Annotated in this window: 20 protein-coding genes and 3 pseudogenes; 5 read left to right on the forward strand and 18 right to left on the reverse strand. The window is 58.6% G+C overall.

Annotated elements, in window-relative coordinates:
* Positions 1–27: 27 nt before the first annotated feature.
* The 12 genes and pseudogenes from B9N88_RS02955 to B9N88_RS03010 form a co-directional block, all read right to left on the reverse strand.
* Positions 28–759 carry a TIGR03747 family integrating conjugative element membrane protein gene (locus B9N88_RS02955; RefSeq protein ID WP_027603230.1) on the reverse strand — a complete coding sequence of 244 codons (732 nt, stop codon included), beginning with the start codon at positions 757–759 and terminating at the stop codon, positions 28–30.
* 85 nt (positions 760–844) lie between these two features.
* Complete coding sequence (gene traD / locus B9N88_RS02960; protein ID WP_027603231.1) at positions 845–2953, reverse strand: type IV conjugative transfer system coupling protein TraD; 2109 nt, start codon at positions 2951–2953, stop codon at positions 845–847.
* A 9-nt stretch (positions 2954–2962) separates the two neighbouring features.
* Positions 2963–3478 carry an integrating conjugative element protein gene (locus B9N88_RS02965; protein ID WP_027603232.1) on the reverse strand — a complete coding sequence of 172 codons (516 nt, stop codon included), beginning with the start codon at positions 3476–3478 and terminating at the stop codon, positions 2963–2965.
* Positions 3475–4017: a lysozyme family protein gene (locus B9N88_RS02970; RefSeq protein ID WP_027603233.1), complete on the reverse strand. Its 543-nt coding sequence runs from the start codon at positions 4015–4017 to the stop codon at positions 3475–3477. Before B9N88_RS02970 ends, B9N88_RS02965 begins: the two co-directional genes overlap by 4 nt.
* Positions 3999–4718, reverse strand: a complete 720-nt coding sequence (locus B9N88_RS02975) for a TIGR03759 family integrating conjugative element protein (RefSeq protein WP_027603234.1) — start codon at positions 4716–4718, stop codon at positions 3999–4001. Before B9N88_RS02975 ends, B9N88_RS02970 begins: the two co-directional genes overlap by 19 nt.
* 9 nt (positions 4719–4727) lie before the next feature.
* Positions 4728–5399 (reverse strand): chemotaxis protein, encoded by a 672-nt coding sequence (locus B9N88_RS02980; protein ID WP_027603235.1) that lies wholly within the window; start codon positions 5397–5399, stop codon positions 4728–4730.
* Complete coding sequence (locus tag B9N88_RS02985) at positions 5396–5938, reverse strand: PFGI-1 class ICE element type IV pilus protein PilL2 (RefSeq protein ID WP_027603236.1); 543 nt, start codon at positions 5936–5938, stop codon at positions 5396–5398. Before B9N88_RS02985 ends, B9N88_RS02980 begins: the two co-directional genes overlap by 4 nt.
* A 105-nt stretch (positions 5939–6043) precedes the next feature.
* A complete protein-coding gene (locus B9N88_RS02990; protein ID WP_027603237.1) occupies positions 6044–6787 on the reverse strand; it encodes a DUF5983 family protein in 744 nt (247 codons plus the stop codon).
* 51 nt (positions 6788–6838) lie between these two features.
* Positions 6839–7333 (reverse strand): JAB domain-containing protein, encoded by a 495-nt coding sequence (locus B9N88_RS02995; protein WP_027603238.1) that lies wholly within the window; start codon positions 7331–7333, stop codon positions 6839–6841.
* 85 nt (positions 7334–7418) lie between these two features.
* Positions 7419–7667 (reverse strand): annotated as a pseudogene (locus B9N88_RS32800) (hypothetical protein); the annotation flags it as partial.
* Between the two features lie 70 nt (positions 7668–7737).
* Positions 7738–8319: an STY4534 family ICE replication protein gene (locus B9N88_RS03005; RefSeq protein ID WP_027603239.1), complete on the reverse strand. Its 582-nt coding sequence runs from the start codon at positions 8317–8319 to the stop codon at positions 7738–7740.
* Between the two features lie 865 nt (positions 8320–9184).
* Positions 9185–9526, reverse strand: coding sequence for a helix-turn-helix domain-containing protein (locus B9N88_RS03010; RefSeq protein WP_027603240.1), 342 nt, complete (start codon positions 9524–9526; stop codon positions 9185–9187).
* Between the two features lie 209 nt (positions 9527–9735).
* Here B9N88_RS03010 and B9N88_RS03015 point away from each other — a divergent pair, with 209 nt between their 5' ends.
* A complete protein-coding gene (locus B9N88_RS03015) occupies positions 9736–9993 on the forward strand; it encodes a hypothetical protein (protein WP_027603241.1) in 258 nt (85 codons plus the stop codon).
* Between the two features lie 56 nt (positions 9994–10049).
* Here the strand turns inward: B9N88_RS03015 and B9N88_RS03020 are convergent.
* The 3 genes and pseudogenes from B9N88_RS03020 to choW all read right to left on the reverse strand — a co-directional run.
* Positions 10050–10266, reverse strand: a pseudogene (locus B9N88_RS03020) (LysR family transcriptional regulator); the annotation flags it as partial.
* A gap of 31 nt (positions 10267–10297) precedes the next feature.
* Positions 10298–11521: a choline ABC transporter ATP-binding protein gene (gene choV, locus B9N88_RS03025; protein ID WP_027603242.1), complete on the reverse strand. Its 1224-nt coding sequence runs from the start codon at positions 11519–11521 to the stop codon at positions 10298–10300.
* Positions 11518–12366 (reverse strand): choline ABC transporter permease subunit, encoded by an 849-nt coding sequence (gene choW / locus B9N88_RS03030; protein ID WP_027603243.1) that lies wholly within the window; start codon positions 12364–12366, stop codon positions 11518–11520. Before choW ends, choV begins: the two co-directional genes overlap by 4 nt.
* Positions 12367–12819: 453 nt before the next feature.
* Between choW and B9N88_RS03035 the strand changes: the two genes are divergently transcribed.
* Positions 12820–13524, forward strand: a complete 705-nt coding sequence (locus B9N88_RS03035; RefSeq protein WP_027603244.1) for a TetR/AcrR family transcriptional regulator — start codon at positions 12820–12822, stop codon at positions 13522–13524.
* Positions 13514–14316, forward strand: a pseudogene (locus tag B9N88_RS03040) (pyrroline-5-carboxylate reductase family protein). The gene B9N88_RS03035 and the pseudogene B9N88_RS03040 overlap by 11 nt, the downstream one beginning before the upstream one ends.
* Before the next feature lie 23 nt (positions 14317–14339).
* Here the strand turns inward: B9N88_RS03040 and B9N88_RS03045 are convergent.
* From B9N88_RS03045 to B9N88_RS03055, 3 genes are read right to left on the reverse strand one after another with little or no spacing between them, the layout of a single operon-like run.
* Complete coding sequence (locus tag B9N88_RS03045) at positions 14340–14723, reverse strand: VOC family protein (RefSeq protein ID WP_027603245.1); 384 nt, start codon at positions 14721–14723, stop codon at positions 14340–14342.
* Positions 14724–14768: 45 nt separating this feature from the next.
* The gene (locus B9N88_RS03050) at positions 14769–15893 is read right to left on the reverse strand and encodes an S-(hydroxymethyl)glutathione dehydrogenase/class III alcohol dehydrogenase (protein WP_027603246.1); all 1125 of its coding nucleotides are present in this window, start codon (positions 15891–15893) and stop codon (positions 14769–14771) included.
* A gap of 58 nt (positions 15894–15951) precedes the next feature.
* Entirely contained in the window at positions 15952–17988 is a 2037-nt protein-coding gene (locus B9N88_RS03055) for an NADH:flavin oxidoreductase (RefSeq protein WP_027603247.1), read from the reverse strand.
* Positions 17989–18202: 214 nt separating this feature from the next.
* On the opposite strand from B9N88_RS03055, the gene B9N88_RS03060 reads away from it, so the two are divergent.
* Positions 18203–18952 carry an electron transfer flavoprotein subunit beta/FixA family protein gene (locus tag B9N88_RS03060; RefSeq protein WP_027603248.1) on the forward strand — a complete coding sequence of 250 codons (750 nt, stop codon included), beginning with the start codon at positions 18203–18205 and terminating at the stop codon, positions 18950–18952.
* Positions 18952–19887 carry an electron transfer flavoprotein subunit alpha/FixB family protein gene (locus tag B9N88_RS03065; protein ID WP_027603249.1) on the forward strand — a complete coding sequence of 312 codons (936 nt, stop codon included), beginning with the start codon at positions 18952–18954 and terminating at the stop codon, positions 19885–19887. The genes B9N88_RS03060 and B9N88_RS03065 overlap by 1 nt, the downstream gene beginning before the upstream one ends.
* The last annotated feature ends 65 nt before the right edge of the window (positions 19888–19952 follow it).

Raw genomic sequence — 19952 nt, forward strand, 5'->3', positions numbered from 1 at the left:
GTGTGGAACGCGCCACTTAAGGTGGCGCTATAGGTGTTTTTTGAAGGTCGCCGCCGTGATTGTCGTTATTACGCAAAGCATCGCAGCGCAAGGTAGAAAAAAGGCAATCGGGTTGATCGAAAAGGGCAAAGATAGGTAAACGATCCAAGGCATAACCAATATCGGTATCAGAGTACGTTTGGCGCGGTGATAAACGAAGCTACTTTCTCGGCCAGCTCCAAATTTGCGTAGGTCGCGGCGCATCAAACCATCGACAAAACCAGTGAACATACTCAGCACGAACAGCGGCAAGGCTAGGACCAGAATTATCAGCCGCACCACAAAGGTGAAGGTAACGTAGACTGCGGCCAGTACGAAATTTTCGATGCTCACGTAGAGCAGGTTGGTCCAGCTCCAGAAGCCGTTGCCTTGGCTCGACACTCGCGCCTGCCGGGCAAAATCCACAAATCCAGTCTTGACCAGCAGCCACTGATTTAGAAAATCCAGCCACTGGGCAATCGCCTGTCCGGGTCGCTGGATGAGAAGTGAATATTTGAAGTGCTCGCTGAGCCAGCTCAATTCGCTATTCAGCATGGCCTGACTATGTCGCCAGCCTTGATCACTCCAGAACAAGAGTAGACCAGTCCACTCGATCAGGATTGAGAACAACAATGAGGCAATGAGCATTCCGATGAGGCGCAGGACCAGGCCGATCACGGAGATGATCAACCCCGGACGCTGGATCGGTTGTGGAGGTGTGTTCTGGACGGAAGTCGCCATCATTCACTCCGTTGTGCTCTGCGGTGTTGATATCGTCACGACGTCTGATGGATAGTTTTCCGCTGAAACCTGTGGCGGGGCCGGGCTACCCCACCTGATCCAAATTGAAGTTGGTAGTTGGACCGCCACCACTGGCGCTCCACCACTGCCCCGCTTGCGCGTTGTAGGCTGCCCTCATCCGTTGAGTGAGTTCCTGCAGGTCTTTAGGCATGGCGTCGTCGTTGGAGGGTTTTGGCAACGGCATGCGGACTTTCCAGAGCTGGCCACCGGCCTGGAAGGAAAACATTTGTCCCTTGGGCAAACTAACGATGTGCGCAGACTCGATCAGCGGCACGCTGGTGCTGCTGACACGGTCCTGTGAGGACGAGGTGAAGTCCGTATTGGCCTCAGGATCGGAGGTGTCGGTGGCGCCCGACACGAGGGTTTTGGTCAGCACGTTAACCTTGGGCAATTGCTGGGTGAGCAGTTCAGCTGTGTCGGTTTCGCGCACGCGGAACATTTGCAGGGTGTTGAAATTACCAATGACTTGGCCGGCCTTGGCGCGGTTACCTATGCGCGCTTCGATATCGCTGAGGGTCTGGGTGTAGGCCGTCACCTGGATGCCGGCACCGCCACCCTTGTTGATCAGCGGGATGAACTCATCGCCCATCAACTCGTTGAACTCGTCAGCGTGCAGGTTGATGGGTAGCTTGGCGCTGCTGTTGTTGCCCGATTGGGGCAGGCCATGGTCAATGCCGTGTTTGTAGATGTGTCCGGCGACCGAGACTAAATCAGCGAACATGGAGTTGCCCACGGCAGCAGCGACCTCAGCATCGGTCAGCGCATCGAGGCCGACATAAACAATGCCGCGTTTTCGGATGACTTGCATCCAGTCGAAGATCGGCCGCGGGTCATCCAGGTCTGTGTAGTTGGGAGCCAGTAACTGGGCGGTCTTGCCTGTGGTGAGTTTCTCCAGCAGCGGCAGTAGCGAGGCCACGATTTTGTCGAAGTAAGTACGGTCGTAGCGTACCGCCGAACGCAGCCCGTCCAGAACCGGATCAAATACCCGTTTCACTGCCAGGTACTGCTCGATGGCCACCACGCGCTTTTCGCGTCCCACCATATGCCGGGGAATATTTTTCTCGGTGAGCTTGCCTTCAAGCTGTACGATCACTTCCCACGCTTTCGGATCGGTTCTGGCGAAAAACTGCTGGGCGTACTCGATGAACAATGCATCGATGTTGACCACATGCCGTTGGATCTGCAGGTAGTCCGGACGTCGGCCCAACTCGATCAGGGCGCGGGCGATGATGTTGACGAAGCGCCAGGCGAACTCACGGAAGGCCGCCGAGTTACCTTCTCCACTGAGCTGCCCGGCGATGCGTGATGCCACCTCGGAAATACGTCCGAAACGCCCCACGGCATTGTAGCGCGCGGAGATCTCCGGCCAGCCCAGATGGAAAACATAGAACTCCTTTTCCCGACCGGCGCGTTTGGCTTCAACGTACATGCGTTTGAGCAAGTCGGCATCGCCCTTCGGATCGAAGACGATGACCACCTCATGGTCGATGCGATGAATGTCCTGAGTGATGTACACCTCGGCGAGTCGCGTCTTGCCGACACGGGTAGTGCCCAGCACCAGTGTGTGTCCGACCCGTTCGCCCAGCGGCAGGCTGACTTCCGTTTCGTCGGGCTCGACCCCATGCAACAGCGGCGAGCCACCGACCGGGGGCAAAGGGCGCAACGGATTGAAGGCGCTGTCCCAGGCCGTGACACGGGCCAGTGTCGAGAACGGAAACGGTGCATGTTCCAGGCGACGTTCGAGTCCGCGTGCCAGCCGGTAATGGGTCGGTTGGTCGACGTAGTGAGCGACGGCCGGATCCTGGGCCTCGACTAAGCGCTGGGTGTGCAGGCGGGTCCAGCGAAAGCCTCGGCCCATGAACAGACGTTTGCGGCTCACCGGAATCTGCCGGCTGGTCAGTTCGTAGCGGGGCAGCCGACGGATATTGCGCCGATAGCGCAGAACCTCCCAGGCTTGTCGCAGCCGGATCAGGCCGAACAGGGCGTAGGCCAGCGCCGCAACCAACCCGATCTCGGGTGATAGGGCCACCGCCCAGGGCGAGTACACGCACAACACCCCGGCGGCGATGCAGACTGCTACGGTGTACAGCTCCACCGCTGGCCGGAGCTTGGACTCCATCGCATGCTCGGCCATGACCTGGACTCACTGTTCCAGCGAGGTGGCGGTGATCAAGACGGGGTAGTGCTCAATCTGCAGGCGGGTGGCGATGTCGTTGCCGTTGACCGGCAGGATGGTGATGCCCGGGGCGGCTGCTCGAATCCGGGCCAGGGCTTCAGTATCGGCCACTTCGACGGCGAGGCCGGCCGCGCCCATTTCTTGCAGTTCCGTCGCACGCTGATGCAGCCAAACCAATGATTGGGGATCCTCCCCGACCAGGAAAAATGGCCGCAAGCCCGGCATGTCCAGGGGGCGAGTTGTGATTTGGCCTGGGCTCAAGTGAGAGCTGCGCACGGGCAGTATCCAGGTTTCATCGGCAAATGCAGATAGATCTGCATGTATGGCCCGAGCAGGCTGAATCTGGTTGTTTATTGGCGGCCTGGAAGCTTCAAACTGGGGGCGGGTGGAACCGCCTGGCTGAACTTCTGCAAACGACAGTCCCGGCTGGGCGAGCGCAGCCAAGAGCACGGCGAAGTAATACGCACTGGTAAGTCGCTTCATGGTGGTGTGCCCTGTTTGAAGGAAAGCTTGTCGAGTTGGCGGGTAAAGCCGGCGCGGTAACGCGCGGCCGGCGTTCCTCCTGCCGGGCGGTGATACCGGCCAGCAGCTAACACCCAATCACCAGTAGCGGCGTGATGCTCCTGCAACAGTGCGGCAGTCACGGCGAGGTTTCGGTAAGGATCAAGGGCTTCGCAAGGGCTGGAAAAACGTTGTCCGTGGTAACCCAGATTGGTTTGTCCAAGACCGATATCAACCCGCTTGGCGGCATGTCGAATGAGTGCTTGAAGCAAGGCGTGACAGGCGGCCGCTCGGGTGGTGAATCGGTAAGGTATTCCGGCGATGTTCAGGGTCCAGGGCCAGGGCAGCAGTTGATCACGGACGCGGATACCACTCTCCTGCAGCGCAATCGCGAACAACACCGTTGAAGGGATGCCAGCGTCATGCGCCGCTAGTTGATAGGCAGGCGGCGGAAGCTCGTCAGCCTGGGCTGCGAGCATCGTCAGCATGAGCGCAAGTCCACTCAGTCTAGGCGTTGCCATTGTTCACTCACTTGCTGAAATTTGACGGGTAGCGGTCTCGGGGCACCTAGGCTGAACCAGCGACCACGATCATGGTTCAGGGTGATTTGCCGGCGTTGAACCTTGCTCGGATCAATGCCTGCTTGCCGGGCCCAGCCACGGACATGTTCATCCTCACCTTGGCTACCCACCAGGTAGATATCGAAGGCCGTATTACTGCTTTGCAGACGCTGTGCTTCGGCGGTGCATGCTGGGCAATGGTCCTCGACAAACAGCGCTTGGCGCGGCTCTAGCGATGAGCTGGCAGGATGCGGGGATGCCATACCCTGAATCGGCAACAGTCCAGGAAACAGCTTGGCCCAAGCTGCGGTGTAGGCGTTTTGGTAAGCCAACTCGCGCTCGGCACGTTTGGCTTCCAGCGCTACCTGCAATTCGGCATAGCGCTGACGCGCTTGGTCGTTCTCTGCTTCGACGCCGAGTGCAGTCAGCGGATCGAGATTCGGGCTCCAGTAACCACGCGGACCGGCTTGGATCTGTTCGAAGCGTGTCCACTCCTGCTCCGTCAGACCCCAGCTTGCCGCCTGTTCAGAGTGCGAACGCTCCAGCGGAGCAGACTGCGTGTCCTGGGTCCGTGACGGTGTCGTGACGGGGCTGCCTAGCGCAGCGCCCGTGCTCAGCAATGAAACGAAACAGACGATGGGGCTTAGCAGCGCTCTGTTCATGATCGCTTCTCAAGGGAGATGCACGGTCTGGTCTGGGTGAGCGGTCACCGCGAAGATAGCCGCGTTCGGCTCCAGCACCTTCAGTTGCCATGTGCCGAACTGCTCGCCGTTGTGCAGCAACTGAATATCATTGAGCGAGCGACTGTCAGGAGGTGCGACCGCCAGAAAGCGCTCGCCACCGCGGTACTCGACGCTCAACACTGAAAATGGCGGGTGTAGCGGGGCAGGCTTGGGCTGAGCGGTTTTTTTCGGCTTGGCCGAGGAAGGCGTCGGTGGTGGGAGTGGTGGCTGGCTCTTGACGTCCAGGAGTCGCTGCTCAACGTTCTCAAGTCGTGCGCGTAGCGCGATCATGTCGGCTTCGGTGGCACGGTCTGCCAGACCGTCGCGTAGCTCCTGTATCTCTTGCGCCCATTGATCCAACATCGGATCGAGGGTATTGGCCTGTTGTTCACCGGTATCGACCATCTGCTTCAGGTCTTTCAGTGCGTACTGCAGCTTTTCCTGTGCATCCATGAGCGTGTTTGAGTCACGTTGCAGGGTGTCCAGGGCCTGTAGGCGTTGGGTGTTCGCATTTTCCAGCTCGGTCACACGTTGATAATGGTTATACAAACCACCACTCAGCCCGGAGACCGCCAGGCAAAGTGAGCCGACAATGAGGGTTTGAAACGTCGAGGCTTTCATGGGCGTGCCTCCGGCTGATGGGCCGCGCTGGGTGCGAGCCGCACGACGGCAGCATCATTTTTTAGCCGTTCGAAGCAGACCGAACGGCTGACCTCATCGACCGTGAGTTGCCAGGCGGGGCCAGCCAGTACTTGTAGCGCGTTGCGAAGTGAGATCGGGCCGAGCCGGTAATGGGCGGCGGGCAGAGGCCGGGTAAACAGTATTTTTACTGGTTCGGCAGCAGGGCAGAGCGAATAACCTGAGCGCTGCAGCACGTAGTGCATCGCTTCCTGTACCGAAGGATTCAGGTTGGACGGAATGCTCACGTCAATGATTTGAGCGAGAAGATCACGTTGCTCAGTGGTGGGCTCGGTGCTGACCAGCGTATAGCGGCCATAGCGGAGCTCTGACGGATGGCTTTCGTCGGCCCGGCTCCGCGACAACTGGGGCCGATTGGAGCTACTGTCAATCTCCGGCTTAGTCGGCAATGGGGTTGGGATTTGCGCCGTGCAGGCACTCAACAAGCCCAGCAGGCAGACAGGCGTGAAAAAACGCTCCATGGAAAAACCTCATGTCAGATTCAGTGCAGAACCTGACATGAGGTGAAGGAGCGATTCAGTGAGTAAGTTGATTCAAGGTGGATCGTCTTAACGCTGAACGCGTTGCTATTCAAAAATCGCGAGTCCATCCAAGACGGCGGCGTCGGGGTCGAAGATCAACAATCGCACATCGGCCAGTGCAGCCAGATACAGCAGGTTGACCAGGGCTTCCGGTGTGCCAGCGTCGAGCTGCTCCTGCCTCAGCGATGCGTAAGGACGGCCCTCGATCTTCATCAGGTTATCGTCGGTCCAGGGCGTGCCGATCAGCTTACACCCGACGCCATTGCAGTCTGTCAGGGCAAAGGGTTCAAACAGCAGTCCGGTTGGCTTGGAGTCGACATTGCCAACTCGGCTTTCCAAGTGGCGCAGTGCTTCGTCAGTGAGGTGTGCGGTACTGATCTCCCAGCCTCGACTGTAGTGTCCTGTGTCGAAGCTCAAACGATGGACCATGGCTTGGGCTTCTTCCAGGGAGTACAGGTCACCGACGTGATGTCGCTCATCGAGCATTTCGCCAGTCACGGCATAGACTACTTGCCGCACCAGCCCGGTGGACGGAAAGCATTCTTCCAATTCATCCGGAATGGATTGGCCTTCGCTGATCAAGGCGGCGTCGTCATTGAACACGCAGGGAAACAGTTCTAACGCATCGTCGAGTAGATGAGCTTGTGACTCGTCTATGGAGCGAAAGCAGGGAGGGAAGTCGTTTGCGTAGGTGATCAGTAGCCGCCGCTCGATATGCAAGTTGTCGTAGCCACGAGCAAATGGGTTTGAGGTTTCCAGCAGAGCTGGGGGTTGGGGTGAAGGGTTCATGAGGTTTCTCCAGAAGGAAATGAACAAGGCGCCCGGAGGCGCCTGTAAGGGTTAAAGCCAACCGTATTCGGCAAGAGAAAGTGGGCGACCTTCACCCACGATGAAGTGATCCAGTACGTGAACCTCGATCAACGCCAAGGCCTCCTTCAACCGTGCGGTCAAGACGCGATCTGCCTGGCTGGGTTCCTTACATCCCGAGGGGTGGTTATGAACAAAAATGGCAGCAGCTGCGTTATGCGCTAAGGAACGCTTAACGACTTGGCGGGGGTAAACGCTGGCGCCATCGATGCTCCCGTGAAAGAGGATCTCGAATGCCAGAACGCGATGGCGGGCATCGAGAAAAATCACACCGAAAACCTCATGCACTTGTGGCGCAATATGCAGTTTTAGGTACGAGGCCACGGTGTAAGGTGAAGTCAGGCCGGGGCCGCGGGTGAACAGCCGACGATCCAGAATGTGCAGCGCTTCGTCGATCAGTTGGTTTTCCTGGGCGATACGATCAGCCTCGACATCCGAGGTTTCAATCAGGGTGAGTGGGGTGCTCATGGGGTACCTCCGAAGGGAACAATCCGGGGGTACACCCCCGAGGGGAGTGGCGTCCCCGAGGTGGATATAGAGTCACGGGCATTGCCCGATGACGCGCTGTTTGTCCGTGCAGGTGTGAATCACAACCGTCGCAGGGCAATGGGGAGAAGGGTCTTATTCCACGGCCAGTTTCGAGATCGAAGTCGGCACTGATGGGCATTAGCCGAGCCAGCCCAAGATGGAGGCCAGCAATGCGTTTCGCGATCTCATCTGTCGTGTAGTAGAGCGATAACGTGCTGTAGTCCTCGTAAGCCGCAGCGAACAGGCAATCGTCGCAAAGCCAGAAGGATTCCATATGGGTTCTCCTGTGCTGATTGAAGAAAAGGCGCTCGATTGAGCGCCTTGATGTAAACATCGTGGATTGTTCAGGCGGACTGAACAGTACGTGTAGCGACACGGCGGGCCGTGCGGGGAGTGGTTGCAGATTCAGGCTCAGTCCTGGACTTTGTAGGGTTGTCGGTATCCTCAGCTTCGATATCAGCCGACGTTGGGGATGGCTGACTGTTTGGCGCTTGCTCAGCAGGTGCTGTTGCCTCCTGCCTGGCAGGCGCTTTGTACTCGAATACGCCGTTGACTTTGATCCAGTCGATGAAGAGCAAACGACCTTTCAGGCTGGCGCCCGGTTGGCCTTGTTTATCGCCTTTCTCATAAAGAAATGGGTCAATCCACAGGTCGCCGATACGGAACGACAGCAAGACCTTTTTCTCGGCTTTGACGGCGTCCATATAGAGGCGAATCAAGCGTTCAGCTTCGCCTCCAGCGACCTTGCAGTCGAAGCGGGTGTACTCGACTGCATCGGCGGCACCGTGCAGGGCGGCGATATCGCAGGCCATGAACGGCTGGCCGCGACGGACTTGTACTTCACGAACACGGTTGAGGTAGCCGATACCGACGGTGTGCAGATTGAAATAAGTAGTCGCTTCTTGGGATTGGTTGGCGTGGGCCATGGTGGTTCTCCTGTTTCAAGGGAAAACGGCGACGCACAGCCCCTGACGGGGAAGTGAGCCCCGTCAGGGTGGGTAAAATGAAGGCGAGCGATGAACGACTCGTCACCGGCAAGCCGATGACCATCAGATCGATGCGCCTGGAGAATAGGGGGTAGCAGAGGAGAAATCCGCGGCAGATCTGCGGATCTAGAGTAGTAGGCATTCATCACCGCTGAAGCGGTAATCGTGCGAGCCTCCGAATGCTGATCGCACTTGGGTAAACCACCACAAGCGTGGCGTAGCCTTGAAGGTTCAAGCTACCTGGGCTGGGCTGTCAACGACAGCGAACCACGCCCTTTGTATAAGTCTGTCACAGGAGAGCGTCAAGACGCCGAAAGCTGATTTTTTATAGCCGGAATACAGTGGACATTATTGGACTGAAAAAAATGAAGAGCAGGCCTGGCGGGTGCCAGGCGAGGAATAAAAAAGCCACCTTTGACGGTCTGACGCAGTCGACAAACTCCTCGCAAAACTTGATTTAACTGCGCCATGATTCGCCAACCGACCCTTATCGTGGCCTGGGTCGGAATACGCTGGCACACATCCGCGCACAAAGGGTGCCCAGTGTTTCCCCGGCGAGCTCCGGGACTGAATGCGATTGCCGTAGCGGATGACCGCTGATGCCTGGCAGAGGCAACAGTGGTCATCCGCCACATTGATCCGGTCGAGCACAAAGCGAGAATGAAATTCCGCAGAAGAGCAGGCTCCGAACTCTAACAGTCCGACCGAGCTACCCGGAGCGAATCGGTCTTGGGTCGCCGTAAGCGATGATCCTGAGACACTACAACAGAGGGGTGGGAGGACGTCAAGCCAGTGTGCTAAGAGGTTATTTGCTACTGAAATGAGCGGCCAGCTGTTCGACGGTCGTCAGGATAAAGGCACGGTCGCTTTCTTGAAGGCCGCTCAGCAGGCCCGCGATCATCTGGCCCTGGTCGTTGGGGCGACTGCTCGACTCCGTCAGCAGTTCATCCATCCGGCAGTCGAAGATGTCCGCCAGTTGCATCAGCTTGACCACGGAAAGCTCCACCACACCCCGCTCAAGGCGCGAAATGGCTTCGCTGCCGATCCCCAGGCGTTCAGCCACCTCTTCCTGGGTCAGATTACGCTGAGTGCGGTGTTTCGCGATCATGCGCCCGATTTGGGCTTGGGTCGGATGTTTATGTGCCAAGTGATGAGTTCTCCAATTCAACCCGAATGGTTGAGCAAAGACCCATTGACATGAACATCCCTAAAGGTTGAGTATCGACTTAAAAGGTTGTTATAGTGACTGAAATAGCTGTTTGTCGCGACGTGACATCTGTTCCTTCAGGAATCAGAGGCCGAAGTGACCAGCGAGAGTAAGCGGTCTGATAGGGCCAAACGGAGGAAAGGTTGAGCATGGATGAGCAGCGCGAGAATGTCATGGACGTGATCTGGGATCGAACACTGGAGCTGTTCATCAAGATCCATGACTGTCCTGATAACCCCGAACACCTCGACAGCCTTGTTCATTGGCTCAACGAAGATCCTGCGCACCTGAAAGCGTTCAACGAACTGGGGCAGATATGGATCGCGACAGGCATCGCCTTGGCCCGTGAAATCGGACAACCGCTAAGCGACTTGGAGAAGGGTCAGGTGCCGTTGATGATGCACTGACCCATCACCTCAAGATTCATGTGGACACCAATGGCGCCTCATGGACGACGCGGGCCCTTGATTGCCCGGTGAAGCCGATGGAACAGCTTGGTCTCCAGGTATCTTCCAACAACCGGATTTGTTTGCTGACGGCCGCCTGGGTCACGCCCAGCTCTTGGCGGCAAGGGTGAAACTGGCCGGCCGCGCCACGGCTTCGAATTCCAGCAAGACCGTCATCGACGGTATCAGCCGCCGATAGCCCTTGACCTTTTTATCGATATCGCTGGGTTGCATAGGTGTGTTCCAACGCCGTTACCGGGATCAATCAAGCCACCGAAGATTCCATTGCGGGTTCAGCAAGCACAGGCTGCGACAGGTTATGCCCCAGCAGTGCCCGATACAGTTCACCGTCGCCCAGGATGCCCAGGACGGTACCGGTCTCATCCCGCACGATCAAGGGATGGCCCGTTTCATAGCGAATCTGCAGGGCGTCGCGCATGGTGGTGATCGGCGGCACGCAAGTGGGTTGTCGCGCCAAGGTGTCGATTCGCTCGGTTGGACTCCATGATTGGACGTGTGCGGCGCTGGCGCCTTTTCGAACGCTGGTCAAATGACGCTGCGGGTTCACCATCATCCACAGGTTTTGAGCCGTATCCAGGCAATATTCGTCGCGGACGAAAACGCACTGGTCCAGTGGGGTCATCAAGCTTTTCGCGCACAGCACATTCAACGGGTTGGTGTGGGCGACGAAGTTGCGCACGTAGTCGTCGGCCGGGTTGAGTACGATCTCTTCGGGCTTGCTGTACTGGATGATCTTGCCGTCTTTCATGATGGCGATGCGTGTGCCCAGCTTCAGGGCTTCGTCCAGGTCATGGCTGACGAAGACGATGGTCTTGTTCAGCTTGCGTTGCAGATCGAGCAACTCATCTTGCAGGCCTTGGCGGATCAGCGGGTCGAGGGCAGAGAAGGGTTCATCCATCAGCAGGATGTCGGCGTCCATCGCCAGGGCGCGAGCCAGGCCGACGCGCTGCTGCATGCCGCCGGACAGTTCGTCGGGCTTCTTGTTGCGCCATTGGGTCAGGCCCACCAGCTCCAACTTTCCATCCACCAGCGTGCGGCATTCCTTTTCCGACCGGCCCTGCATTTCCAGGCCGAAGCTGATGTTCTCGCGCACCGTCAGCCACGGCATCAGGGCGAACCTCTGGAACACCATGGCGATGCGCTGGGTGCGCATCATCTTCAGTTCGGCGGGGGGGCAGGAGGCGATGTCGATCTGTCGGCCTTCGTGTTCGACGAACAGCTTGCCGCGGCTGACGGTGTTCAGCCCGTTGATGCAACGCAACAAGCTGGATTTACCGGAGCCGGACAGGCCCATGAGCACGCAGATCTCACCTTTGTTGATCTCCAGGTTGGCTTTCTCCACGCCGACGATCAAACCGGTTTTCTGAAGAATCTCCGTCCGCGAAATGCCTTGGTCGAGCAGATCCAGGGCGGGCTTCGGACGGGCAGAGAAGATGACGTCGACGTCTTCAAAACGGATGATGCTCATACGTCACCTCTTTTTACGGCTTCGCGTTGTTTGCAGATTCGGTCGAGGATGATCGCCAGCAGCACGATCGCCAGGCCGGCTTCAAAACCCATGGCGATATCGGCGGTGTTCAGCGCGTTGACCACGGGTTTACCCAAGCCATCGGCACCCACCAGTGCGGCGATCACCACCATCGACAACGACAGCATGATGCATTGGGTGATGCCGGCCGCGATGCTCGGCATCGCATGGGGCAGTTCAATGCGCGCCAGCAGCTGGCGACGGGAGCAGCCGAAGGCCTTGCCAGCGTCCATCAGTTCGTCCGGAACGTCGCGAATGCCAAGGTACGTCAGGCGGATGGGCGCAGCAATCGCGAACACCACCGTGGAGATCAGGCCTGGGACCACACCCAAACCGAAAAGGGTCAGGGTAGGGATCAGGTAGACGAAGGTCGGTACGGTCTGCATCAGATCAAGTACCGGACGCATCAGGGTGTAGAACATCGGCTTGTGCGCGGCCACAATGCCCAACGGTACGCCGGCGATCACGCACATGAGTGTGGCGAACGTCACTTGCGCTAGGGTCTCCATGGTTTCCTGCCAATAGCCAAGGTTCAATATCAGCAAGAATGAGAAGGTGACGAAAAGTGTCAGGCTGACCCTGCGTTGGATGTAATAAGCGAGGAACGCAAATATCGCGATCAAAGCCAGGGGGTTGAACCAAAAAAGGACGTGAGTCAGCGCAGTGATGGTCCCGGACAGCGCCAGCGATATCGCGTCAAATACGTCTGCGCCGTGCTGCGTCAACCATTCGACATACCGGGCAATCATTTCGCCCAGGGGAAGTTTTTCTTGGGTAATCCACATATCACTGATCCGGCTGATGGAAAGAAATCGAAAGCCAGCGATCGTCCGGACGCAATTTCGCGTGCCAGGTTTGCAGGCAAGACAAAGCGACTGCGCGAGGCGTCGCGCGAGCAGTTATCGATGTTTGGGCAGGGGATGAGTAACAGCAGAAACGTGTGACAAGGCCAGTCGTTCCGGTATTCTTTGGCCGAATGTGAAGGGATTTACAGAGGTGTGCACTGCAAGATTCATAATGGCGGCTCGTTGTTGTTTTGGTTTGGAGTCCTTTGCCTGTTAAAGATAGTCGTCCAGGTGCCTTTCGCTGACAAATCATTTTATGTCAGTACGTCATGATTTTTTATCATCAATGATTCGCCTTTCAGCAGCTGAAAAAGTCAATTAAATGTACTTTGGTGTACATTTAGACGCCATCAGCGTACATTTGCGTCACGCATTATTGAAAAGGTAAGCAGGATGCCCCGGGTAAGAAAGGCGCATGGAAAGGCTCAGGATGCAGGTTGGCGGGGCTCACCGGAGGGGTGGCTGGAAGCGGCCTACGAGGCCCTCAAGGAGTCGGGAATCGATGCGGTTCGGGTCTTGCCGCTGGCCAAGCGCCTGGGCTTGTCACGCACCAGCTTCTACTGGTTTTTCAAAGACCGCGAGCAGATGCTGGATGCGTTGCTTTCGCGTTGGCGAGAGACCAACACGGGGGCGCTGATACGGCAAAGTGAAAGCTATGCCGAAAGCATTTCCGAGGCGATTCTAAATGTGTTCGAGTGCTGGCTCAACCCGCAATTGTTCGACTCGCAGTTCGAGTTCGCGGTGCGCAGCTGGGCGCTTCAGTCCGCTGAAGTGGCCCAAGAGGTGGCTGTGGTGGACGAGCAACGGATGAATGCCCTGGCGAGTATGTTCAAGCGCTTTGGTTACGACACCCAAGGGGCTGATGCGAGGGCTCGAACAATCTATCTGACGCAGATCGGTTACATTACCATGAACGCCACTGAGTTGATCACCATACGCTTTCAGCGCATCCCACATTACGTAAGCATCTTCACCGGTAAAATCCCCAAGCCGCGTGAGCTGGATCGTTTCTACGGGCAGTTCGGTTATGCCGAAAAAGAGCCTGGGATCTTTGTTCCTTTGACCGAGACGTTCGAATGTAACGGCGATGATCAATGAGGCCGTGGGGATCATTGGCGGCACTGGCTGGTTGGGCGGCGCGATTGCCAAGGCAGTCCTGACGAAGGGATTGGTGCCCGCGGGCAACCTGATCATTTCCAATCGCTCGGGCAGCCACCCGTGGGCACAACAAGGCCCTTGCCTGGTCACGAACAACCAGGATCTCGTCGATCGCAGCGATGTAATCATCATTGCGGTTCGCCCCGAGCATTTCACCAGCCTGAATATCAATGCGGCTGGCAAGACCGTTGTTTCCCTGATGGCCGGGATCAAGGCACAGGCGATCATCGAGCAGACCTCGGCTGCGATGGTCGTGCGCGCGATGCCCAACGCGGTGGTGGAAATCGGGCAGTCATTCACGCCTTGGTATTGTGCTGGAGAGGTAGAGGCGAAAACGAGAAACCTCATGCAACGCGCGTTCGAATGCGTGGGCACGGCAGCTGAGGTTCTGGAAGAGGACTTCATTGATTATCTCTCGGCGCTCTCGGGCACCGGTCCGGCCTTTCCGGCTTGTTGATGACGGCGCAGGCCAATCAAGCGATGCTCGCCGGCATCCCTGGCGACATCGCGCAGCTTGCGGCGAAAAATGTCGTAGTCAACAGCAGCCAATTGCTGGCGAGCCGCGATGCCCAGCAAATTATCGATGCGTTGGCCGTCTACGGTGGTGTGACAGCCGCTGCCTTGCAGGCGATGAGTGAGGGGCATTTCGAAGAACAGATTGGAAGGGCGTTGCAGGAAGGCGCTGCGGTTGCTCGCAAGGGCTTCAAGCTTGATAAAACGAAGCCCTTTTAAGGGGGCTTCGTTAGGCGTCGTATTTATTCCGCTTTGAAGCAGTACACCGCCAACTTGTTCCCATCCAAGTCACGAGCATAAGCTGCATAAGCATTGTCAGCCCAGCCTCGCGGGCCTGGCAGGCCTTCGCAAACGCCACCGTTTGCCAATGCGGTTGTATGGAAGGCATGGACCGCCGCGCGGTTCGGTGCTTCGAAACTGACGGTGACACCGTTGCCGATGGTGGCCGCACTGCCGTTGGCCGGGTTGAGGACAAAGAACGACGCTTTGTCGACGCCCCAGATGGAGCCGGTATCGGCGAGATCGGCAACACGCTTGAGGCCGATCTCTTTCAAGGTGGCGTCATAAAACGCACGTGCTTTTGCCAGGTTGTTGGTGCCGACGGTGACATGGGTAAAAACGGACATCTTGGTTTCCTTTTCTATGGGAGTACTTGGATGATCGACCGAAACTCAGAAATGAATGACGGTGCGAATGCTTTGCCCGGTGTGCATCAACTCGAAGGCGTCGTTGATCTTGTCCAAGGGCATGTTGTGAGTGATGAAGGTTTCCAGCGGGATTTCCCCACGACTGGCCTTTTCCACATAACTGGGTAGCTCGGTGCGGCCCTTCACGCCGCCGAAGGCACTGCCGCGCCACACGCGACCGGTGACGAGTTGGAAGGGGCGGGTGCTGATTTCCTGGCCTGCACCGGCCACACCGATGATGATCGACTCGCCCCACCCCTTGTGGCAGCACTCCAGTGCTGCGCGCATCAGTTGCACATTGCCGACACACTCGAAGGAGTAGTCCACGCCACCGTCGGTGAGTTCGACGATGACGTCCTGGATGGGCCGGTCATCGTCCTTGGGATTGATGAAGTCCGTCGCGCCCAGCGCCAGGGCGACGTCGCGCTTGGCTGGGTTGATATCGATGGTCAGGATGCGACCGGCATTGGCCATCTTGGCGCCGATGATCGCGGCCAGGCCAATACCGCCCAGGCCAAAGATCGCCACGCTGGCGCCGGCTTCGACTTTTGCCGTGTTGAGTACCGCACCAATCCCCGTGGTCACCCCACAGCCGAGCAGGCAAACCTGGTCCAGTGGCGCGTCCTTGGAAATCTTCGCCAGGGAAATTTCCGGCAGCACCGTGTACTCGGAAAAAGTCGAACAGCCCATGTAGTGGAACAGCGGCTGGCCTTCGTAGGAGAAGCGCGAGGTGCCGTCGGGCATCAGGCCTTTGCCCTGGGTGGCCCTGACGGCCTGGCAGAGGTTGGTCTTGCCCGAGAGGCAGAATTTGCATTGCCGGCATTCCGCCGTATAGAGCGGGATCACGTGGTCGCCGACTTGCAGCGAGGTCACGCCTTCGCCGATGGACTCGACGACACCACCGCCTTCATGCCCCAGCACCGTGGGGAAAATGCCTTCAGGATCGCTGCCCGACAGGGTGAAGGCGTCGGTGTGGCAAACGCCGGTGGCGACGATGCGCACCCGGACTTCACCGGCCTTGGGCGGCGCCACATCGATGGTGACCAACCGCAAGGGTTCATTGGGCGCGAATGCGACCGCAGCCCTTGATTTCAAGGTCTGTGCTGACATGGAAGAGCCTCGTGTCGAATAGGAAAAATGCCCCTGATCCAGGATCAGGGGCATGACTTCAGATGTCCTTGACCAGTCGCAACGCATCGTAGATGGCCGCGTGGGTATTACGCGCCGACACCGCATCGCCGATCCTGAACAGTTGGAATTGGCCTTCGGGGTTGGTCACGATGTTCTGGGTTTTCCCGGCGATCAGGTTGTGCTGTTCCACCGCGCCGTTGTTGCTCGAATGCGGGCGCAGGTCGAAGTACAGGTCGTCCAGGGGCAGCGTGCCGTGGTTGACCACCACCTGATCGACTACGCGTTGTTTGTGCACCTGGCCGTAGTCGCTGCCGAAGTTAGCCACCAACTGACCGTCGCGCTGCTCCACGGAGTCGACCCGGTAGGTGACCGTGAAGGTGACGTTCAGGTCTTGCAGGCTGCGCATGTACGGCACCAGGTTCATCGCCATCACCTCCGGCGCAAACGACCGGTCCGGCGTGACGATCTCTAGCTTCGCACCGCTGTTGGCGATGACCTCGGCCGCTTGTAGCGCCGCGTGGTCGCCCGCGTCGTCGAAGATCAGCACGTTCTGGCCGGGCTTGATTTCGCCGGAAATGATGTCCCAGGTCGACACCACCAGGTCATTGCCGTGCTTGAGCACTTCGGTATGGGGCAAGCCGCCCGTGGCGACGATCACCACGTCCGGCGCCTCGGCCATCACGGTCTCGGCTTCGGCCCAGGTGTTGAAATGGAATTTCACCCCCAGCCGTTCGCATTGCGCCATGCGCCAATCGACGATGCTGATCATCTCGCGCCGCCGCTCGCTCTGGGCAGTCAAGCGGATCTGCCCACCGGGCTGATCCGCCACTTCGAACACCGTGACGTCGTGGCCGCGTTCGCCGGCCACCCGTGCCGCTTCCAGGCCCGCCGGGCCGGTGCCGATCACCACCACCTTGCGCTTGACCGACGCCTTGGGAATTTCGTGGGGCATGGTGGTTTCGCGGCCGGTAGCGGCGTTGTGGATGCAGTACGCGGCGCCGCCCTGATAGATGCGGTCCAGGCAATAGTTGGCGCCGACACAGGGGCGGATTTCCTCTTCACGCTTTTCGATGATCTTGCGCACGATGTGCGGGTCGGTCATGTGCGCCCGGGTCATGCCGATCATGTCCACCTTGCCCGAGGCGATGGCGTGTCGTGCCGTGGCGACGTCCGGGATCTTGGCCGCGTGGAACGTCGGGAAACCGGTGGCCGAGCGGATCTCGCCGGCAAAATCCAGGTGCGGCGAGTTGCGCATGCCCTGGATCGGAATCACGTCGGTGAGGCCGGCATCGGTATCGATGTGCCCGCGCACGACGTTGAGGAAGTCTACCAGCCCGCTGTCCTTGAGCATGTGGGAAATCCGGAGGCCGTCGCTGGCACCGAAGCCGCCGGGCAGGTCTTCATCGCCGGTGTAGCGCACGCCGAGCAGGAAGTCTTCGCCACAACGCTGGCGGATGCCGCGCAGGACGTCGAAGGTGAAGCGCATCCGGTTTTCCAGCGAACCCCCGTAGGGGCCGTCGAGATCGTTGGTCAATGGCGACCAAAACTGATCCATGAGGTGCCCGTAGGCCTGCAGTTCCAGGCCATCAAGGCCGGCGGCCTTCATGCGTTCAGCGGCATCCACGTAGTCCTTGATAATCCGGTCGATGTCCCAGTCTTCCAGTTTCTTCGGGAAGGCTCGGTGGGACGCTTCGCGGCGGTGGGACGGCGAGACGACCGGCAGCCAGTCGGCCTTGTCCCAGCGCGTGCGCCGTCCCAGGTGGGTCAGTTGGATCATCACCGCCGCGCCGTGTTCGTGGCACTCGTCAGTCAGGTCCTTCATCCATTTGACCACTTCGTCCTTATACGCCAGCACGTTGTTGAACACCGGCGGGCTGTCCCGGGAAACGGCGGCGGAGCCCGCCGTCATGGTCAGCGCCACACCGGCCTTGGCGCGTTCCACGTGATAGGCGCGGTACAGGTCCTTCGGCATGCCGTCGACAGGATAAGCGGGTTCATGGGAGGTGGTCATGATCCGGTTTTTGAGGGTCAGGTGTTTGATCTTATAGGGCTGCAGCAGAGGATCGCTGGACATGGTGTTGCGCTCCGGGAACAGAACATCAGGCTTGGTTTTGACATGACGGTATGTCGAATGTTCATCCATGTCAACGATATGGAACACGTGTGTACATTTTTTCTTGCGTGGCGGAAAAACCAGGATTACCATCCAGTCAAAACAGGGGTAGCCCGGCTCGTGCGGCCGGCCATCCCGCATCGATCCAGAGTGCAAGGGGGCTGTGCGAAGAACTATGAAAGTGCTCGTTGCGGTAAAGCGCGCCATCGACCCGAATGTGAAAGTCCGGGTGAAAGCCGACGGTTCAGACGTCGAGCTCAATGGCGTGAAGATGGCGTTGAATCCGTTCTGCGAAATCGCGGTGGAAGAGGCGATTCGCCTTAAGGAGAAAGGGCTGGCATCCGAAGTGGTGGTGGTCTCGGTGGGCACTTCGGTCGCCCAGGAACAACTGCGCACGGCATTGGCACTCGGTGCGGACCGGGCGCTGCTGGTCGAGACGAGTGCGGTACTAGAGCCGCTCAACGTCGCCAAGTACCTGAGCGAAGTGATCCATCAGGAAAAGCCGCAATTGATCCTGTTCGGCAAACAGGCGATTGACCAGGAAAACAACCAGGTCGGGCAAATGGTCGCGCAGTTGATCGGCAGCGGTCAGGCCACTTACGCTTCAGCCGTCAATCAGGTCGACGGGCAATGGGTCGTCGAGCGTGAGGTCGACGGTGGCAGCCAAGTGGTCGCCCTCGCCATGCCGGCAGTGGTGACCTGCGATCTGCGCCTGAATCAGCCGCGCTACGCTTCGTTGCCAAACATCATGAAAGCCAAGAAAAAGCCACTCGAAATCATTGCCGCTGACACCTTGGGCGTGAGTGTGAAGGAACACGCTCGATTATTAGCGGTTGTTGCCCCTCCCGTTCGCAAGGCGGGCATAAAAGTCGGTTCGGTAGCCGAACTGGTGGATAAATTGAAGAACGTTGCGGGGGTGATTTGATGCGCACATTGGTGATCGCCGAGCACAACGCCGGTCAGATGACGGCAGGTACGTGGAGTGCTGTGACCGCCGCAATGGCGTTGGGTACCGAGACGGATTTGCTGGTGATGGGCGGGACGGATGCGTCGACGGCGGCGCAGCAGGCGGCGCTGATCCAGGGCCTGGATCGGGTGCTGCTCGCACAAGGGACGATGTTCGAAAACGCCCTGGCGGAAAATATCCAACCGCTGATCACTTCACTGGTGGCCGAGGGGTATACGCACGTCGTTGCCGACGCCAGCAGCATGGGTCGCAATGTGCTGCCGCGAGTAGCGGCCAGCCTGGATGTCGGTATGCTGTCCGACGTCACCCGGATCGTCTCGACGGACACGTTCCAGCGGCCTATTTATGCCGGCAATGCCATCGCCACGGTGCAGTCCCTCGACCCGATCAAGTTGCTCACCGTCCGCGCCTCGGCATTCGTCCAAGCCTTGGCCCATGAGCATCGCTGCGAAGTGGTGGCGGTGGCGGGCGGACAGAGCGTAAGCAACGTTCGCTTCGTCAGCGAACAACTTACGGCCAGCGAAAGGCCCGACCTGGCGAGCGCCCGCGTCGTCGTGTCCGGTGGCCGCGGCATGCAGAGCAAAGAGAATTTCGACCTGATCGAACGCGTGGCCGACAAGCTCGGCGGTGCCGTAGGGGCCTCCCGCGCTGCTGTGGATTCGGGGTTTGCGCCCAACGATTTGCAGGTCGGACAGACCGGGAAAATCGTCGCGCCAGAACTTTATATCGCCGCAGGTATAAGCGGGGCCATTCAGCATCTGGCGGGCATGAGTGGTTCAAAAGTCATCGTCGCGATCAACCAGGACGCTGAGGCGCCGATTGCGCAAGTGGCGGATTACATGCTGGTGGCGGACCTGTTCGAAGCACTGCCTGCGCTCGAAAAGGCGTTATGAGTGCTTACATCCTTAAGTTCCGCCAGAGGGCGGAGGAGGTCCGAACGACCTGGATACAGAAAGGT

The organism is Pseudomonas sp. LAMO17WK12:I1 (genome assembly GCF_900177315.1).
GTDB lineage: Bacteria > Pseudomonadota > Gammaproteobacteria > Pseudomonadales > Pseudomonadaceae > Aquipseudomonas > Aquipseudomonas marginalis.

Excerpts from the sequence above, each read along its gene's own strand:
- B9N88_RS02955 (WP_027603230.1), bottom strand. The coding sequence starts at position 759 with ATGGCGACTTCCGTCCAGAACACACCTCCACAACCGATCCAGCGTCCG.
- traD (WP_027603231.1), bottom strand. The coding sequence starts at position 2,953 with ATGGCCGAGCATGCGATGGAGTCCAAGCTCCGGCCAGCGGTGGAGCTG.
- B9N88_RS02965 (WP_027603232.1), bottom strand. The coding sequence starts at position 3,478 with ATGAAGCGACTTACCAGTGCGTATTACTTCGCCGTGCTCTTGGCTGCG.
- B9N88_RS02970 (WP_027603233.1), bottom strand. The coding sequence starts at position 4,017 with ATGGCAACGCCTAGACTGAGTGGACTTGCGCTCATGCTGACGATGCTC.
- B9N88_RS02975 (WP_027603234.1), bottom strand. The coding sequence starts at position 4,718 with ATGAACAGAGCGCTGCTAAGCCCCATCGTCTGTTTCGTTTCATTGCTG.
- B9N88_RS02980 (WP_027603235.1), bottom strand. The coding sequence starts at position 5,399 with ATGAAAGCCTCGACGTTTCAAACCCTCATTGTCGGCTCACTTTGCCTG.
- B9N88_RS02985 (WP_027603236.1), bottom strand. The coding sequence starts at position 5,938 with ATGGAGCGTTTTTTCACGCCTGTCTGCCTGCTGGGCTTGTTGAGTGCC.
- B9N88_RS02990 (WP_027603237.1), bottom strand. The coding sequence starts at position 6,787 with ATGAACCCTTCACCCCAACCCCCAGCTCTGCTGGAAACCTCAAACCCA.
- B9N88_RS02995 (WP_027603238.1), bottom strand. The coding sequence starts at position 7,333 with ATGAGCACCCCACTCACCCTGATTGAAACCTCGGATGTCGAGGCTGAT.
- B9N88_RS03005 (WP_027603239.1), bottom strand. The coding sequence starts at position 8,319 with ATGGCCCACGCCAACCAATCCCAAGAAGCGACTACTTATTTCAATCTG.
- B9N88_RS03015 (WP_027603241.1), top strand. The coding sequence starts at position 9,736 with ATGGATGAGCAGCGCGAGAATGTCATGGACGTGATCTGGGATCGAACA.
- choV (WP_027603242.1), bottom strand. The coding sequence starts at position 11,521 with ATGAGCATCATCCGTTTTGAAGACGTCGACGTCATCTTCTCTGCCCGT.
- choW (WP_027603243.1), bottom strand. The coding sequence starts at position 12,366 with ATGTGGATTACCCAAGAAAAACTTCCCCTGGGCGAAATGATTGCCCGG.
- B9N88_RS03035 (WP_027603244.1), top strand. The coding sequence starts at position 12,820 with ATGCCCCGGGTAAGAAAGGCGCATGGAAAGGCTCAGGATGCAGGTTGG.
- B9N88_RS03045 (WP_027603245.1), bottom strand. The coding sequence starts at position 14,723 with ATGTCCGTTTTTACCCATGTCACCGTCGGCACCAACAACCTGGCAAAA.
- B9N88_RS03050 (WP_027603246.1), bottom strand. The coding sequence starts at position 15,893 with ATGTCAGCACAGACCTTGAAATCAAGGGCTGCGGTCGCATTCGCGCCC.
- B9N88_RS03055 (WP_027603247.1), bottom strand. The coding sequence starts at position 17,988 with ATGTCCAGCGATCCTCTGCTGCAGCCCTATAAGATCAAACACCTGACC.
- B9N88_RS03060 (WP_027603248.1), top strand. The coding sequence starts at position 18,203 with ATGAAAGTGCTCGTTGCGGTAAAGCGCGCCATCGACCCGAATGTGAAA.
- B9N88_RS03065 (WP_027603249.1), top strand. The coding sequence starts at position 18,952 with ATGCGCACATTGGTGATCGCCGAGCACAACGCCGGTCAGATGACGGCA.